This window comes from Streptococcus pseudopneumoniae (assembly GCF_038148955.1).
GTDB lineage: Bacteria > Bacillota > Bacilli > Lactobacillales > Streptococcaceae > Streptococcus > Streptococcus pseudopneumoniae_T.
Genome location: NZ_JBBJZY010000012.1, coordinates 12884 through 27671, shown reverse-complemented (window position 1 = coordinate 27671; position 14788 = coordinate 12884). Strand labels below are relative to the sequence as shown.

15 protein-coding genes are annotated in these 14788 nt (G+C 41.3%); 1 reads left to right on the top strand and 14 read right to left on the bottom strand.

The window, feature by feature from the left end:
• Window positions 1-4 precede the first annotated feature (4 nt).
• The 12 genes from WKI23_RS05650 to pbp2b all read right to left on the bottom strand — a co-directional run bounded on the left by WKI23_RS05650 (window position 5) and on the right by pbp2b (window position 11877).
• Entirely contained in the window at window positions 5-790 is a 786-nt protein-coding gene (locus WKI23_RS05650) for an RNA-binding protein (protein WP_172923716.1), read from the bottom strand.
• Window positions 787-1050, bottom strand: coding sequence for a YggT family protein (locus WKI23_RS05645; protein ID WP_000576513.1), 264 nt, complete (start codon window positions 1048-1050; stop codon window positions 787-789). Before WKI23_RS05645 ends, WKI23_RS05650 begins: the two co-directional genes overlap by 4 nt.
• Complete coding sequence (locus WKI23_RS05640) at window positions 1050-1589, bottom strand: cell division protein SepF (RefSeq protein WP_368079227.1); 540 nt, start codon at window positions 1587-1589, stop codon at window positions 1050-1052. Before WKI23_RS05640 ends, WKI23_RS05645 begins: the two co-directional genes overlap by 1 nt.
• 9 nt (window positions 1590-1598) lie before the next feature.
• Entirely contained in the window at window positions 1599-2270 is a 672-nt protein-coding gene (locus tag WKI23_RS05635; RefSeq protein WP_368079226.1) for a YggS family pyridoxal phosphate-dependent enzyme, read from the bottom strand.
• A 4-nt stretch (window positions 2271-2274) separates the two neighbouring features.
• Complete coding sequence (gene ftsZ, locus WKI23_RS05630) at window positions 2275-3534, bottom strand: cell division protein FtsZ (protein WP_368079225.1); 1260 nt, start codon at window positions 3532-3534, stop codon at window positions 2275-2277.
• Window positions 3535-3550: 16 nt separating this feature from the next.
• The gene (ftsA, locus tag WKI23_RS05625) at window positions 3551-4924 is read right to left on the bottom strand and encodes a cell division protein FtsA (protein WP_368079224.1); all 1374 of its coding nucleotides are present in this window, start codon (window positions 4922-4924) and stop codon (window positions 3551-3553) included.
• A 217-nt stretch (window positions 4925-5141) separates the two neighbouring features.
• Window positions 5142-5846 carry a TMEM164-related integral membrane acyltransferase gene (locus tag WKI23_RS05620; protein WP_368079223.1) on the bottom strand — a complete coding sequence of 235 codons (705 nt, stop codon included), beginning with the start codon at window positions 5844-5846 and terminating at the stop codon, window positions 5142-5144.
• Between the two features lie 90 nt (window positions 5847-5936).
• Window positions 5937-6548 carry an NUDIX hydrolase gene (locus WKI23_RS05615; RefSeq protein ID WP_368079222.1) on the bottom strand — a complete coding sequence of 204 codons (612 nt, stop codon included), beginning with the start codon at window positions 6546-6548 and terminating at the stop codon, window positions 5937-5939.
• A complete protein-coding gene (locus WKI23_RS05610) occupies window positions 6535-7908 on the bottom strand; it encodes a UDP-N-acetylmuramoyl-tripeptide--D-alanyl-D-alanine ligase (RefSeq protein ID WP_368079221.1) in 1374 nt (457 codons plus the stop codon). Before WKI23_RS05610 ends, WKI23_RS05615 begins: the two co-directional genes overlap by 14 nt.
• Before the next feature lie 84 nt (window positions 7909-7992).
• Window positions 7993-9036 (bottom strand): D-alanine--D-alanine ligase, encoded by a 1044-nt coding sequence (locus WKI23_RS05605; protein ID WP_368079220.1) that lies wholly within the window; start codon window positions 9034-9036, stop codon window positions 7993-7995.
• A gap of 176 nt (window positions 9037-9212) precedes the next feature.
• A complete protein-coding gene (recR, locus tag WKI23_RS05600) occupies window positions 9213-9809 on the bottom strand; it encodes a recombination mediator RecR (RefSeq protein ID WP_368079219.1) in 597 nt (198 codons plus the stop codon).
• A 10-nt stretch (window positions 9810-9819) separates the two neighbouring features.
• Window positions 9820-11877 (bottom strand): penicillin-binding protein 2B, encoded by a 2058-nt coding sequence (pbp2b, locus tag WKI23_RS05595; protein ID WP_368079218.1) that lies wholly within the window; start codon window positions 11875-11877, stop codon window positions 9820-9822.
• A gap of 193 nt (window positions 11878-12070) precedes the next feature.
• On the opposite strand from pbp2b, the gene WKI23_RS05590 reads away from it, so the two are divergent.
• Window positions 12071-12922 (top strand): MurR/RpiR family transcriptional regulator, encoded by an 852-nt coding sequence (locus tag WKI23_RS05590; protein WP_061654361.1) that lies wholly within the window; start codon window positions 12071-12073, stop codon window positions 12920-12922.
• A gap of 15 nt (window positions 12923-12937) precedes the next feature.
• On the opposite strand, the gene WKI23_RS05585 is transcribed toward WKI23_RS05590, so the two are convergent.
• Together WKI23_RS05585 and WKI23_RS05580 are read right to left on the bottom strand one after the other, a co-directional pair.
• The gene (locus WKI23_RS05585) at window positions 12938-13822 is read right to left on the bottom strand and encodes an ROK family protein (protein WP_368079217.1); all 885 of its coding nucleotides are present in this window, start codon (window positions 13820-13822) and stop codon (window positions 12938-12940) included.
• Between the two features lie 17 nt (window positions 13823-13839).
• Window positions 13840-14757, bottom strand: coding sequence for a dihydrodipicolinate synthase family protein (locus WKI23_RS05580; RefSeq protein ID WP_368079216.1), 918 nt, complete (start codon window positions 14755-14757; stop codon window positions 13840-13842).
• Window positions 14758-14788 lie beyond the last annotated feature (31 nt).

Sequence of the window (14788 nt, the reverse complement as noted above, 5' to 3'; positions counted from 1 at the left end):
TTCCTCACTTACTTAATAATAACTGGACGGTTATTTTTTTCTTCTCTTTTTTTGTTTGTCCCTTATCTTGAAGCAATCTCAAGCGCCCAAATTTTCTCACACTAATCAAGTCTCCAACTTGAACAGTATAATCTGATTTGTCTACCACATGGTAATTTACTTGGACAAGTTTCTTTTCAATCAACTGGTTTGCTTGATTCCTAGATAGTTTCAAAACATTTGATAAAAGAACATCTAATCTAAAACTAGACACACATAAATCCAGCTCTCGATACTGTTCTAGCTTATCTATTTTCTCGGTGAAAGGACGTTCCTCCAGCGAAACGGGTATACGGCCAATTTTCTTTAATCCATCTTGAAAGAGAAGAAGAAACTGCTGATTGATCATAATCTGCGCCCGTTCTTCATCTACTAGGATATCTCCAAAAAGTTTCCGTTCAATCCCTAATTGATTGATGACTGTCCCTAAAATCTTAGCATGCGTTAAGTGTTCAAATTTATTGGAATACACAATTTCTTGGAGAGATATTTCAAAATCTGAAAACTCTGGCTGGAAATAATCTGGGTATAATAAAACTCGAACATACTCACTCAAGACGAATTCCCCACTACTGCTACAAGCAAGACCATAGGTTTTGGCTAAAATTTTTAATAGCTTCTCCTGATGAGGATTGATAAAAGGAGTTAAAAAAGGAGCATAGCTATCTTCTACCTTCTTTATCCATTCCATTCCCTTGTCAAGAAAGGGACGATCTTCTATGGAGAAATGCTGGTAAATCCCTTTATTCATCCTATCATCGCCAGAAAACGAACTAGGTTTTCTCCTAAAAATCGAACCAAAACAATCGCAACCCAAACAGATAAATCAAGACCCGCTATCTGTAAAGGCAGGCGTTGCAAGGGAGCAAGCACTGGTTTGACCAATGCTACAATCCAACGACCTAAACTGGATTCGTAGGCACCTGGAAACCAAGACATGACAGCAAAGGCTACCAAAATCAGGGAGTAAATATCCACTGCATTATAAATCATACGAATTAAAAAAATCATTATCGTACTCTATTTCGCTTCATATCAAAGCCAAACTCACCATTTTGTTCTTCATCTGGTAAACGAATATCTTCTACATTCACAATAACATTCACTGGTGTCAACAGATACATGGTAGAAGCTACCTTTTTCAGATTTCCAGCTAAAACATGACAAGCCCCATCCAAATAGTCCAAACAACGACGAGCCTGTACTTCAGTCATATATTGAAAATCAATCAAGATACTTTCGTTACCTGCCAATAAATCAACAATTTCTGTTGCATCTTCATATTTTCTAGGATAACGAACGTCTATAATGACCTTATCCGTTGCACGCTGGCTCTGATTTGCCAATTCCTGTTGTCTTGCATGCAGTCTGGTGATATTGTTCTCCTTTGTTCCAGCTGATTGTGGAGTTTGAGTGATTGGGAGAGCTGGTTCCTGTGAAGAATTTACTGGAGTTAACACAGGCTCATCTCTTTTTTCATAAGGGAGACTTGAATCCTCATCCTCCGTAAAATAATCTATAAATCTATCGAATCTATCTTTTAAAGACATGGTTCTCTCCTACTTAAAAAATGCTGTACCTATACGAACAAAGGTGGAACCGAATTGAATCGCTTCTTTATAATCGCGACTCATTCCCATACTTAACTCGGTCATAGGCATATTTGGAATTTGTTTTTCTTGAATTTCTTTTTGTAAATCTTGGGTCACCTTGAAAATTTCTTTCAACTGCTCACTGCTAGCTTCAAAGGGCGCCATGGTCATTAAGCCAACATATTCAATCTTATCTAGTTTGGCTAACTCTGGCAAGATTTCCAGCAGTTCCTCTCTCGAAAAACCGTGTTTGCTTTCTTCTTTAGAAATATTTACCTGAATGAAACACTTGATGACGCGGTCACTTCTTTTTTGTATTTCCTCTGCTAGCTTAACTGAATCCAAGGCATGGAAATAATCGACAAATTGTATGACATCTTTCACCTTACGTCTTTGCAAGGTACCAATCAAATGCCAAGTCACATCTCGATCTTTTAAAGCTTCATATTTCTCCAGAAACTTATCGACACGATTTTCACCGATATGATGAACACCTAGCGGAAGCAAGGCTTCCGCTGTCGGTACATCTACATACTTGGTAACTGCAATGACAGAGACTGAACCACTCTCTCGATGAGCACTCAGACTCGCCTCTGCGACTTCTCGAAAAACAAGTTCTGTGTTTTCTTTTACATTCATTTACTTAACGATTTTTGAAAAATGGAGGTGTATCCAATTCATCTTCATCTTGTGACGTTGGGGCTTCAAAGCGTTCAACTGGAGAAAGGACTGAATCTGTTGTACGAACAATCGATTCACGGCGAAGATCCCAATCACCAAAAGCAGATGCCTGAGTTGGTTCCAAACGACGTGGATTTTGTTTTGGCAATTCAGCTGTTTCTGCCATATCAAAATGACGATCAAAGCCATGTGAATGAACTGGTTTCACTGTCTCACGGTAGTTAGTAGTAGGTCTAGCTTGTGGAGCCACAACCTTTTCAACACGATCTTGACGAACACCCGTTGCAACAACTGTTACGCGAATTTCATCACGCATACTTTCATCAATTGAAGTACCGAGCCAGATGTTCACTCCTTGACCTGCTGCCTGGTTCACAATTTGTGAAGCCTCTTCAGCTTCAATCAAGGTTAAATCAAGACCACCAGTAACGTTGACGATAACATCCTCAGCACCGTCAATAGTTGTTTCAAGAAGTGGTGAATAAATTGCCTTACGAGCTGCTTCTACCACACGTTCTTCTCCACTACCGATACCAATCCCCATAAGAGCATTCCCTTTATTTGCCATTACCGTTTTCACATCGGCAAAGTCAAGGTTAATCAATCCTGGATTGGTAATCAAATCAGTAATTCCTTGAACACCTTGACGAAGAACGTTATCTGCCTCGCTAAGAGCTTCAAGAAGTGGAGTTTTCTTATCAACAATTTCAAGCAAGTTGTTGTTTGAGATGATCAATAGAGTATCTACATGCTCACGAAGCTGATTGATCCCTTCTACAGCAAATTGACCACGTTTGCTTCCTTCAAAACCAAAGGGACGTGTTACAACACCAACTGTAAGGGCGCCCAAATCTTTGGCGATACGAGCAATAACAGGAGCAGCTCCAGTTCCAGAGCCTCCTCCCATACCAGCAGTGATGAAGACCATGTCTGCACCACTGATAGCTTCCGTCAGTGTTTCTTCGCTTTCTTCAGCAGCCTTACGACCAACCTCAGGTTGACCTCCTGCACCCAAACCGCGAGTCAATTTAGGACCCAACTGAATAACAGTCTCAGCTTTTGTACTGCTCAATGCTTGTACATCTGTGTTTGCTGCGATAAATTCTACGCCTGTAACACCTTCGTCGACCATACGGTTGATGGCATTGCCACCACCTCCACCGACACCAATTACTTTAATCACTGCACCTTGAGCAGCAGCTGTATCAAATGAAAATGTCATAATTTATTTTTCCTCTTTATTCGTCAAACATGCTTCCGATCAAGCCACGGAAACGATCTGCTAATTTCGGTTTATTTTGTGAAGCTTGTTGGAAATCCGCCATTGGTTCTGTAGGCACCACCGGCTCTACTTCTGGAGCAGGAGCTGGTTGAACAGGCGTTGATTGTACAAACTGAGCTGTTTTCTGAATCATTCCCCCAAAACTAATTGGTTGATGAGTCAGAGCAACTTCACCCTTGACTGCTCGTTGAGCCAAAAGATTAACTTCTGTCAATTGTCCAGCGAATTCCGATAGACTAATCACATGCGCAAAGGCTGGATTGCGAATCCCAACTTGGTTTGGAACATAGAGTTTGACACGAACGCCAAAGACTTCCTGAGCAAGTTCAATCATACCTGGTAAAATAGCATTTCCACCGATCAAAACAATTCCACCAGGAAGATCCAATAAATGTCTTCTTTCTAGGTCTTGTTTGATTTGTTCAAAAATATGCTTAATTCGTGCAGAAATAATCTCTGACAAGTAATCTTCTGTCACTTCAACAGGTTCTACTTCCCCAATAACCTCTACTTGGAAGGTTTCTTTACTTGCAAGAGGAGGATAAGCCTCTCCATAGTTTAATTTCAAACCTTCAGCTAACTTCTGAGAAGTTTTCAAGACTTTAGAGATATCCTTAGTTACATAATCTCCGCCTTCTTGGAGAATATTGGTAAACTGGAGTTCTTGGTTACGGATTGTAGCGACAGTCGTTTGCCCTGCCCCCATATCAATCACTGTAGCACCAAATTCACGTTCACCTTCGTTCAAAACTGATTGAACCATTGCTAGTGGTGAAATGATAATATTTTCAACCTGAACACCTGCACGCTCAACCGTCTTACGCAAATTGTGCAAGATAGTACGAGGGCCTGTATAAAGCAAGCCACGCATTTCAAGGCGAACTCCCATCATGCCACGTGGGTCACGAATCCCTTGGAAACCATCCACAATAAATTCTTCAGGAATAAAGGTAATGACTTCACGGTCAGGTGTCATACTTTTTGTCAAAGCTGATTTGACAACATTTTCAACATCTTGATCCGTAATTTCCTTGGTATCAGATGTTACTGGAATCATCCCTTGAGTTGGTTCTACCTGCAAAAGATTACCAGGTAAGCCGACATTCACTGATTTAATCGAAATGCCTGCCTTTTCTTCCGCTTGGGAAACAGCTGATTTGATAGCAGTTGCTGCTGCATCAATATCAACTATAATTCCATCCTTTACACCTTTACTTTTGGCATTACTCACGCCAATTACATTTAATTCACCATTTCTCTGCTCGGCTACAAGCACCTTGACAGAGCTTGTTCCAATATCTAGACCTGTAAAAAAGCCTTCTCTAGCCATTACATCGCATCCTCTCTATCTTCCAAGTTTCGCACTTCGTATTATTCCATAGCTAAACCAAGGCATAGCTATTCACAGAATATTATAACACAAAAAATCTAATCGTGCTTGCTTTTTTCCTAAATTTCCCAGCCAATTTTTTGTTTTTCTGTTCAGAAATTCATTCACTGTAAACTTTAGCAACAATCTGTCTATTGCCAAAAAAGAAAGCTCATTTCTAAGCTTTCTTTGCAATCATTTTTTCTGCTTCTTGTTCTAAAAATAGTTCCAAGATTTTCTTTGTCAACGTAATCGCTGCTGACAGGGCCAGAGAAACGATTAAATAATTAGCTACTAATCCGTGATCTCCAACCAATGGCGGTTTTGTCAAGAATCCGTAATCACCACCTGTTACCAAATTAACTACAAAAATCAAGGCATTTAGGGCAAAAGTCATGATAAAAATTCTTTTTACATCTAGCATTCTCGCATCGTACTGTCTCAAGAGATAAACCAGTGAGTTCCCCAAGAGAGCTAAATGCCCAAAGATAAAGGACAAAATGGCAATATGGGGGAAAGGATAGGCATCTGGCACTGGATAAACAAAGGCGGCTAATGTCCCAAATGTTCCTAGTAATGCAAAATACTGCCTATATTTGGACTGACCAGGAAGCAAGAGTACCACAAACATAGCCATACGACAATGGTAAAAGGGTAAGCTTTCTGACAGTGGCATATGATTGACCCAGTACCAACCATAAAGAAGGATCAACTGAACGGCCTGTAAAATCTGGAAAAATCGTTGGTAAACCTTCTTCTCACGATAACGATAGGCTGTATAAAAGGTCAAGGCCAAGAGTGTAAATATACTGACATACCAAAAAAGGTCAAATTTGGGTGGTTCTGTTGCTTGGGTCGTAAAGAAAATATCCCATAAATTCATCTAGTCTTCCTCATGATTCAAAATTTTCCTGCATTCTATTATACCATGCTACTTAAGAAAAATGGATTTAGAAATACGATAATCATCTTCTTAGTCAAGATATTGCTCCCTCTGACCTTGATAAACCTGCCAAAGAATCTCTATTTGCTCCTTGGTAATGCGTTTTTCAGATAAGTTCGGCAGTTGGTCAATGGCAAAAAATTGAAGGTCTGCAATTTCTTGATTTTTTTGGAATTGTCCATCAAGAAGCTTACATTCAAAAACAAACTTTGCATATTGCTTGCTCTGTAGTTGAAAACGATTTGTATCAAAAACAGCTAGTAGTCTTTCTACTTTAGCTTCAAAACCGGTTTCTTCTTCAATTTCCTTGAGAATATTTTCTGTTGGAGAATAGCCGACTTCACCAAAGCCACCTGGCAAAGCCCAATCATTCTCTCCTTGTCCCCGAACCAGACAAATCTTTTCGTCCTCAACAATCCAAGCACGGACGTCCATTAACGGAGTCGCATAAGCAGAAGTTGGCTTCAAGACTTCTGCCAATTCTTCGGCATCAAGGTCTGATGCTTGATTCAACATTTCAGATAAAAGACCTCGCAAGTCTTCGTAGCGCTCACGGTCAAACGGATCCTTTGTAAAGGTTAATCCAGTATCTGTAAGGGCAATCATTCTTTGCAAATACTTGACAAAATCACTTGTCTTCATGTTCTAAACTTTCTACCAATTTGGCTAGGTTCATAGAGTTAGAGCCTTTGAGCAGGATTTGGTCATTGGCACCGAGGCTTTCCTTGACCTGCTTAACTAGGTCTTCAAATTGGTCTTGGTCTTCTGTTTTCTTGAAGTAATAAACGTGTCCGATTGGAAACATTTGACTAGCCAGTTGGGCCAATTCAGCAATATCTTCCCCATAGAAAATAACGGTATCCAGCACATCTGGCGAGAGGCTCAAAATCATCTGGTTATGGAGTTGAACTGACTGGTTACCCAGTTCCTTCATGTCTGCTAGAACAGCAATTTTTTTTCCACCTTCGTTGGCTGGAATGGCAGAGAAAGTCTCCAAAATCAGCTTCATAGCAGTTGGATTGGCATTGTACACATCTGATAAGATATCTGCTCCATTGGCTGCTTTCTTCCACTCAGTACGGTTACGCGTCAATTCAAGATTTTGGAAAGCCTGACGAATTTGCTCCTCTGAAACTCCTTCTTGCAGGGCAACATAGGATGCAATCATAGCATTGGTCGCATTGTACTTACCAGTCACTGGCAAATCGAGTGCTTGTTCCAAGAAATTGGCCTTAAAGGTCAAGCTATCCTTGCGCTCAACCAAGTCTGTAATTTCCAGCTCTGCTCCTTGCCCAAAACGAACTACCTTTTTATCAGCTGGCAAGTAGTCCTCTACAATCGGGTCGGCTGGTGCCAAAAGCAAAGAACCCGATGCCATACCATCTGCAATTTGCAATTTCCCTTTAGCAATCTCTGAACGGTCTTTGAAAAAGGCCAAATGAGCTTCCCCAACCAAGGTCACAATGGCTGTCTTTGGATGAGCCAATTCAGACAAAAGATGAATATCGCCCAAGTGATCCTGCCCCATCTCCAAGACCAACTTTTCTGTTCCTTCAGGCATGTGGAGAACTGTGTAAGGAAGGCCAATCTCGTTATTGTAATTGCCTTGTGTTTTGTAGGTCTTGTAGGTTGTTGACAACAAGTGCGCCAACATATCCTTAGTGGTTGTCTTGCCATTTGAACCTGTAACTGCAAAGACATCAACAGCCATTTTCTCAAGATAGTAGGCAGCTAGTTGTTGAAAGGCAGTCAACACATCGTCTACTAGAATGTAAGGATGATTTGCGACCTCTTTCTCAGACAAGGTTACTGCTGCACCATTTTCAAAAGCTGTTTCGATAAAGTCGTGACCATCACGCGCACCTTTGAGAGGTACAAATAAATCTCCAGCAGCGATTAAACGACTGTCAAACTCAGCTTTTTCTAACTGAGCATCCGCAAAAAGACTAACATCATTTTTAGCTCCAACAGCTTGGGCAACTTCATGAATTGTAAGTTTCATTTCTACTCCTTTAAAAAGGGTTGAAGTCCGAGAACTCTAATCACCTGGCAGTGATGGTTCTGGCTTCTACCCTCTCTTTCATTTTTATAGCAAATGCGCTTCGCGCTTGTCAAAACTTTCTTTGGCAAGGTCAACCAAATGCTCGATTAAGTCTGGGTAGCTGATTCCCATATTGTCCCAAAGTAGTGGGTACATAGACCACTGGGTAAAACCTGGCATGGTATTAAGCTCGTTTAGGAAAATCTCTCCCTTATCTGTATAGAAGAAATCACAACGAGAGAGACCAAGTCCACCAATCGCACGGAAGGAAGTTTCTGCATTTTGACGCATGGCAGCTACTACATCATCACTGATCTTGGCAGGAATATCCATAGTAATCTTGTTATCAATATACTTGGCATCGTAGTCATAAAAGGCAACATCTTTGACAACTTCCCCTGGCAGCGTGCTTTTGACATCGTAGTTGCCCAAGAGGCCAACCTCGATTTCACGGGCATTCACCCCTTGCTCAACCAAGACACGGCTGTCATATTGGAAGGCAAGTTTCAAAGCTTGACGGAGTTCTTCTTGATTGTCAGACTTAGAAATACCGACACTTGAACCCATGTTTGACGGTTTGGTGAAGACTGGATAAGTCAATTTTTCTTCAACTTCAGCGATTTTAGCAGTCACATCATCCCCTTCAACGATGGCCACATAAGGAACTTGGGCAATACCAGCAGATTCTAAAACACGCTTGGTCGTGATTTTATCCATGGCAAGACTGGATGACAAGATGTTGCAGCCGACATAAGGCATTTTCAAAACTTCCAAGAATCCTTGAACAGAGCCATCTTCTCCCATCGGACCATGAAGAACTGGAAAGACCACTGCACCTTCTTCGTAAATAGCACTTGGTGCAACCTGCTTATCCCAATCAATGGTTTCATTGGTCATGAGACGGTCTTCTTGCCCCGGAGTCTGACTAAATTCTTGCGTTTTGATAAAGTCACCTGACTGGCTGATGAAGAAAGTCTTGACTGTGAAACGGTCGTAATTGACCGCACGCATGACACTTTCAGCTGAAAGGACAGAGACTTCGCGTTCTGCACTCCGTCCACCGTATAAAAGAATAATCGTTTGTTTCATATTATTTGTCCTAATTCTACTAGAATACTCGCTCTTTAGTATATCATATTTGCTTAGTTTTTTAAAACTTGAACCTGATACTACTCATCACACTATACAAAAAGAGGCCGATAGGAACGATTTTCAGCCTCTTTAACTTTTTTATAAATGAATGGAGTTCGTAAATTTGTCTACACTTACAACTCTGTCCGATTTTCAATAGCCCGTAAGAGGGTCACTTCGTCCGCATACTCGATATCCGCTCCGACAGCGAGACCTCGTGCCAGGCGAGTGACCTTTATCCCAGCTGGCTTGAGCAGGCGTGAAAGATACATAGAAGTCGCTTCACCATCTGCTGTAGCATTGGTCGCCACAATCACTTCTGCAACCTCACTATCCATCAGACGAGTCATGAGGCTCTTGAGATTGATATCGTCTGGACTGATGCCATTCATGGGAGAAATGAGTCCATGCAAGACATGATAGAGTCCGTGGTATTCTTGGATATTTTCCATAGCCGCCACATCACGACTATCCTCTAGCACCAAAATCGTTGTCTGGTCACGAGTCGGATCGGTACAGATAGAACAAGGATCATCGTCTGTCAAACGACCGCAGATGGAACAATAGGTCAACTCTCTCTTAGCAGAAAGGAGATTTTTTGCAAATTCATTGACATCATCATCAGACATCCCAATCGTATAAAAGGCCAGACGCGTAGCCGTCTTAATCCCGATACCTGGTAACTTAGAATAACTGTCAATCAGCTTAGCAATGGGTGTTGGATAAAGCATAAATTCCTTTCTAATTCATTGGATGGTGTTGGTTGTATAGATTGATAATGTCGCGAGCAATTGCTGGCCCAACATTTTTGGTTAAATTGGTATTATGAGGAAAGACTACTGCAACTGCAATTTGAGGATTTTCTGTTGGAGCATAGGCCACGGCATTGGTATTATTAGCTTCTTGACCACCTGCTACATAACTTTCGGCTGTACCCGTTTTTCCGCTAATGGATACCAAGGCACCATTTGAAAAGGCACGTCCAGTTGTCAATCCGCTAGTCCCATGAGCAACCTGATAAAAACCTTGGTGCAAGACACTCATATCGGAGTCGGATATATTGACCTTATTCATCTCTGTCGGTTGCAGTTGCTGAATCAAGTCGCCCAGTCCTCCCTTATCATTATTACCATAAATGCCTTCAACAATACGAGGAGCCACACGAACACCATCATTTGCAATAGTTGCTACATACTGAGCCAATTGCATTGGGGTGTAGTTATCAAACTGACCAAATGCATTGGTAATGTAATTAGCGAAATTATACTCTTTTGGTATAAAACCAGTTGACTCATTTGGAAGGTCAATGCCTGTTGAGGCTCCAAGACCATATTCAGCAAATGTCGAACGAAGTTTTCCCATAGCTGTTTCCAAATTGCTGGTTCCAACAAACATATTTGGTTGATAGGTCTGGCCCATGATTCCAAGAGCGGTTTGAACCACGTAAGCATTAGATGAATACTCCAAGGCTTCCACAGCTGTAATAGGAAAAGATCCATATGCCAATTTATACCAAGAATAAATTGGAGCTGAACCTTGGAAAACAATAGGCTGATCTGTTAAGGTTTGGTTTCCTGATAAAACACCATTTTCCCAACCTGAGCTGATGGTAGCGGCCTTAACAACCGAACCGGGTACAAAGACATTGGTCACAGTTCCCAAGGAATCCTGTGTTAACTCTCCCGTGTTCAGGTCATGTTTGATCCCTGACATGGATAACACAGCACCTGTTTTTGGATTTAGAGCAACTGCATACACACCCTCAGAATACTTGGCTCCACCATTTCCTAGCTCGGAATTGAAATAACTTTTCAGCAAAGCATCCACACTATCTTGGAAGGCCAAATCAATGGTCAGCTTGATATTGTTTCCCTTACTACCTTCCTCAATTGTATCCACGCTTTCCATATTGCCATATTTATCCAGATGGATTTCTTTTACCGAGCGTTTTCCTTGTAAGGTCTCTTCATATTGCTTTTCCAAATACGAGGTTCCAACACGGTCATTTAGAGAATAGCCTTTTTTAAGATAGGCTTCTGCTTCTTCCGCTGGGAGACCAGCTTTTTCACTGGATACACTCCCTACTATAGAAGAAAGGGAAGTTTCCAAAATCTTTCGATCCCAAGAAGTAGAAATACTAATGCCAGGCATCTCCTTTGAAATAGAGGCAATAACAGCCACCTGAGAATCATTTAGAGGATCTGTCGCAATGGTACCTGTCGCAAAATTTCCAACAGCATTTAACTGACTAAAAAGATAGATTTCTTTCTTTTCATCCTCTGTATAGTTTAGTTGACTTGTTGGGACACTATCGACCGCATTGCTATACAGTTCTGATTCGGATAGGCGATTGCCATCTGAATCCAAGCGTTTCTCACTTGGGAGAGCTTCCACTGTTTTTTTATAGATTTCAGGATCAGCCAAATAGTAATCAGCCAGCTGGCGTTCTGTCAAATTTGGCGAACTGATGCTCACATAAGTCAGTAACTTTTTAGCTATTTCTTTTAAGTCTGTAGCCGTCATTTTATTGCTACGCGTAAAGGAAACAACCTGTTTTAACGTATTTTCTACCAAAGGTTTTCCACTAGCATCATAGATTTCCCCACGGGCAGAACTGGTTGTGACCTTGGTCTGACTAGCTGAGGCTAGCTTTTTTTCGTAAAAATCCTTGTTCAAAACCTGCATATACAACAAACGACCAATAATGGTCATAAAGAGTAAAATGACGATTGAAAACAATAAATTAAGCCGAATCGGAATCGAATGGCTGTTAAATTTTCTCATACAAATCAGTCTCATTTCTAACTTAAAATCTTACTCTTAATTGTACCACAATTTGAGTAGAAAATTATGGAAAAGTAAGAAGCTTTTTTTCGTTTTTACAGTAAGATACGTTTTTATTTATCCATCCCTATATTATATGTTATAATGAATGTAAAAGTTCAATAATCTAGTCTTTTTCCAACACGACTCATTTAAAGGAGCCTTCCCTATGGACAAACCAGATATCGCAACTGTCATTGATTCACATTTTGAAGAAATGACAGACCTAGAGCAAGAAATCGCTCGCTATTTTTTGCAAGCTGAAACGATTACAGATGATTTATCTTCTCAACAAGTCACCCAAAAATTACATATTTCTCAAGCTGCTCTGACCCGCTTTGCTAAAAAGTGTGGCTTTACTGGCTACCGAGAATTTATTTTCCAATACCAACATCAGGCAGAAAATCAAGCCAACCAAGTCTCCAAGCACAGTCCACTGACCAAACGAGTCCTCAGAAGTTATAGCAACATGAGGGAACAAACACAAGACTTGATTGACGAAATCCAACTAGAACGAATTGCCCAGCTAATCGAAGATGCTGAGCGTGTCTACTTCTTCGGAACAGGGAGTTCTGGCCTCGTAGCTCGTGAAATGAAATTGCGCTTCATGCGTCTGGGTGTGGTCTGCGAGGCTTTGACCGATCAAGACGGCTTTGCTTGGACAACCAGCATTATGGACGAAAATTGTCTCGTACTTGGTTTCTCACTTTCTGGCACAACTCCCTCTATTTTAGACAGTTTATTAGATGCCAAGGAGATGGGGGCAAAGACTGTACTCTTTTCAAGTGTTCCCAATAAAGATAGTCAGGCCTACACAGAGACTGTTCTTGTAGCCACCCACAGCCAGTCTTCCTATATCCAACGAATATCCGCTCAACTTCCTATGCTCTTCTTTATCGATTTGATTTATGCCTACTTTTTGGAAATCAATCGCGAAAGCAAGGAAAAAATCTTTAATAGCTACTGGGAAAATAAAAAACTCAACGGCTATCGTAGACAAAAACGTGTCAGAAAATCCTAGTTTGGCTGAGCCAAACTAGGATTGTTTTGTCTTGAAATGATAGTAGGCACCCAACATACCTGCTGTATTTTGGTGATGGGCAAATTCTAATCTTGTTTTCTCAGCCAAACTTGGTACCAAAGCCTCTTTCAAGGCTGTGCGGATTTTCGGTTTGAGGATAGCCTCTTGCCCCATAATACCGCCACCGAGAATGACCACTTCTGGATTGGCAACGTAGCAAATATTTGCCAGACCTTTTCCTAGATAGTCTACCATGCGGTCAATACCAGCCATGCAGATTTTGTTGCCTTCTGTAGCTTCCTTAAAGATGCGTCGGCCATTCCACTGATCAACTGAATCTCCATGAGCTGCTGCTACATACTCCACCAAGGCTGTCGTAGAGGCTAAGTCTTGGAAAGCTCCATCCTGCATATGCATATAACCAACTTCACAGGATGAATTGCTAAATCCATGGAAAACTTTCCCATCCATAATCAAGCAACCACCGATACCTGTTCCAATGGTCAAGCAAAGTGTCACACTTGCTCCCTTGCCTGAACCAGATACTGCCTCAGCAAGACCTGCACAGTTGACATCATTTTCAATCTCGCAAGGAATCGAAAAGCTCGTCTCGATTTCCTTTTTGAACTGGGTTCCTGCGTAGTTAGGAATCTGAGGCCCAGCATAGAAAATCTCACCCTTGTCAGGATCCACCATTCCTGCAGAAGAAATAGCAACACCTGCTACTGGGTCTTTTTCTAAATAGCTGGCTACGATATCTTTGGTCTTTTGTAAAATATGAGAACCACCCTTATGAGCCTCAGTTGCTACTTCATGAGACTCCACAAGTTGTCCATCTGGGTCAATCAAACCATATTTGATATTAGTACCACCAATATCAATTGCAACGTAGTGTGTCATAAATACCTCCTTATAGATTAGAGGAAGCGCTCCTTGGTTTCACGAATCAAGGCTGCAGCTGCTTCTACAACTGGGCGATCTTCTTCGGTCACTGGTGTCAATGGTGAACGAACAGAACCAATGTTCAGACCTTCATTGATTTTCAAGACTTCCTTAATCACACCATACATATTTCCATGTGCAGCAGTGAGTTTACCAATGATAGCGTTGATAGCATACTGCAACTCACGCGCTGTTTCCAAGTCTTTATCCGCAATCAACTGATTGAGTTTCAAGAAGAGTTCTGGCATCGCACCATAAGTACCACCGATACCAGCCTTAGCACCCATGAGGCGTCCTCCTAGGAACTGCTCATCTGGACCATTAAAGACGATATGGTCTTCTCCACCAAGGCTAACAAAAGTTTGGATATCTTGAACTGGCATTGAAGAGTTTTTAACACCGATAACACGAGGATTTTTCAACATTTCTGTGTAAAGGCTTGGAGTCAAAGCAACCCCTGCCAATTGAGGAATGTTGTAGATGACATAGTCTGTGTTTGGTGCTGCAGCACTAATGTCATTCCAGTATTTAGCAACTGAGTATTCTGGCAAGCGGAAGTAAATTGGTGGAATCGTTGCAATGGCATCTACACCCAAACTTTCTGCATGGCGAGCAAGTTCCATACTATCCTTGGTATTGTTGCAAGCTACGTGAGCGATAATAGTCAATTTCCCTTTGGCTATTGCCATGACTTCTTCCAAGATTAACTTGCGGTCTTCAACACTTTGGTAGATACATTCACCAGAAGAACCATTGACATAAAGACCTTGAACACCTTTATCAATGAAGTATTGAACCAAAGCACGCGTACGTTCTGGACTCACTTCTCCTTGATCATCATAACATGCATAGAAGGCTGGAATGACACCTTCGTATTTTTTCAAATCTGACATAGATTTTCTCCTATTATTTTTATTTTCTGCT

Excerpts from the sequence above, each read along its gene's own strand:
- WKI23_RS05585 (WP_368079217.1), bottom strand. The coding sequence starts at position 13,822 with ATGACACACTACGTTGCAATTGATATTGGTGGTACTAATATCAAATAT.
- WKI23_RS05645 (WP_000576513.1), bottom strand. The coding sequence starts at position 1,050 with ATGATTTTTTTAATTCGTATGATTTATAATGCAGTGGATATTTACTCC.
- pbp2b (WP_368079218.1), bottom strand. The coding sequence starts at position 11,877 with ATGAGACTGATTTGTATGAGAAAATTTAACAGCCATTCGATTCCGATT.
- WKI23_RS05590 (WP_061654361.1), top strand. The coding sequence starts at position 12,071 with ATGGACAAACCAGATATCGCAACTGTCATTGATTCACATTTTGAAGAA.
- WKI23_RS05635 (WP_368079226.1), bottom strand. The coding sequence starts at position 2,270 with ATGAATGTAAAAGAAAACACAGAACTTGTTTTTCGAGAAGTCGCAGAG.
- WKI23_RS05610 (WP_368079221.1), bottom strand. The coding sequence starts at position 7,908 with ATGAAACTTACAATTCATGAAGTTGCCCAAGCTGTTGGAGCTAAAAAT.
- WKI23_RS05615 (WP_368079222.1), bottom strand. The coding sequence starts at position 6,548 with ATGAAGACAAGTGATTTTGTCAAGTATTTGCAAAGAATGATTGCCCTT.
- WKI23_RS05650 (WP_172923716.1), bottom strand. The coding sequence starts at position 790 with ATGAATAAAGGGATTTACCAGCATTTCTCCATAGAAGATCGTCCCTTT.
- WKI23_RS05620 (WP_368079223.1), bottom strand. The coding sequence starts at position 5,846 with ATGAATTTATGGGATATTTTCTTTACGACCCAAGCAACAGAACCACCC.
- recR (WP_368079219.1), bottom strand. The coding sequence starts at position 9,809 with ATGCTTTATCCAACACCCATTGCTAAGCTGATTGACAGTTATTCTAAG.
- WKI23_RS05605 (WP_368079220.1), bottom strand. The coding sequence starts at position 9,036 with ATGAAACAAACGATTATTCTTTTATACGGTGGACGGAGTGCAGAACGC.
- WKI23_RS05640 (WP_368079227.1), bottom strand. The coding sequence starts at position 1,589 with ATGTCTTTAAAAGATAGATTCGATAGATTTATAGATTATTTTACGGAG.
- ftsA (WP_368079224.1), bottom strand. The coding sequence starts at position 4,924 with ATGGCTAGAGAAGGCTTTTTTACAGGTCTAGATATTGGAACAAGCTCT.
- ftsZ (WP_368079225.1), bottom strand. The coding sequence starts at position 3,534 with ATGACATTTTCATTTGATACAGCTGCTGCTCAAGGTGCAGTGATTAAA.
- WKI23_RS05580 (WP_368079216.1), bottom strand. The coding sequence starts at position 14,757 with ATGTCAGATTTGAAAAAATACGAAGGTGTCATTCCAGCCTTCTATGCA.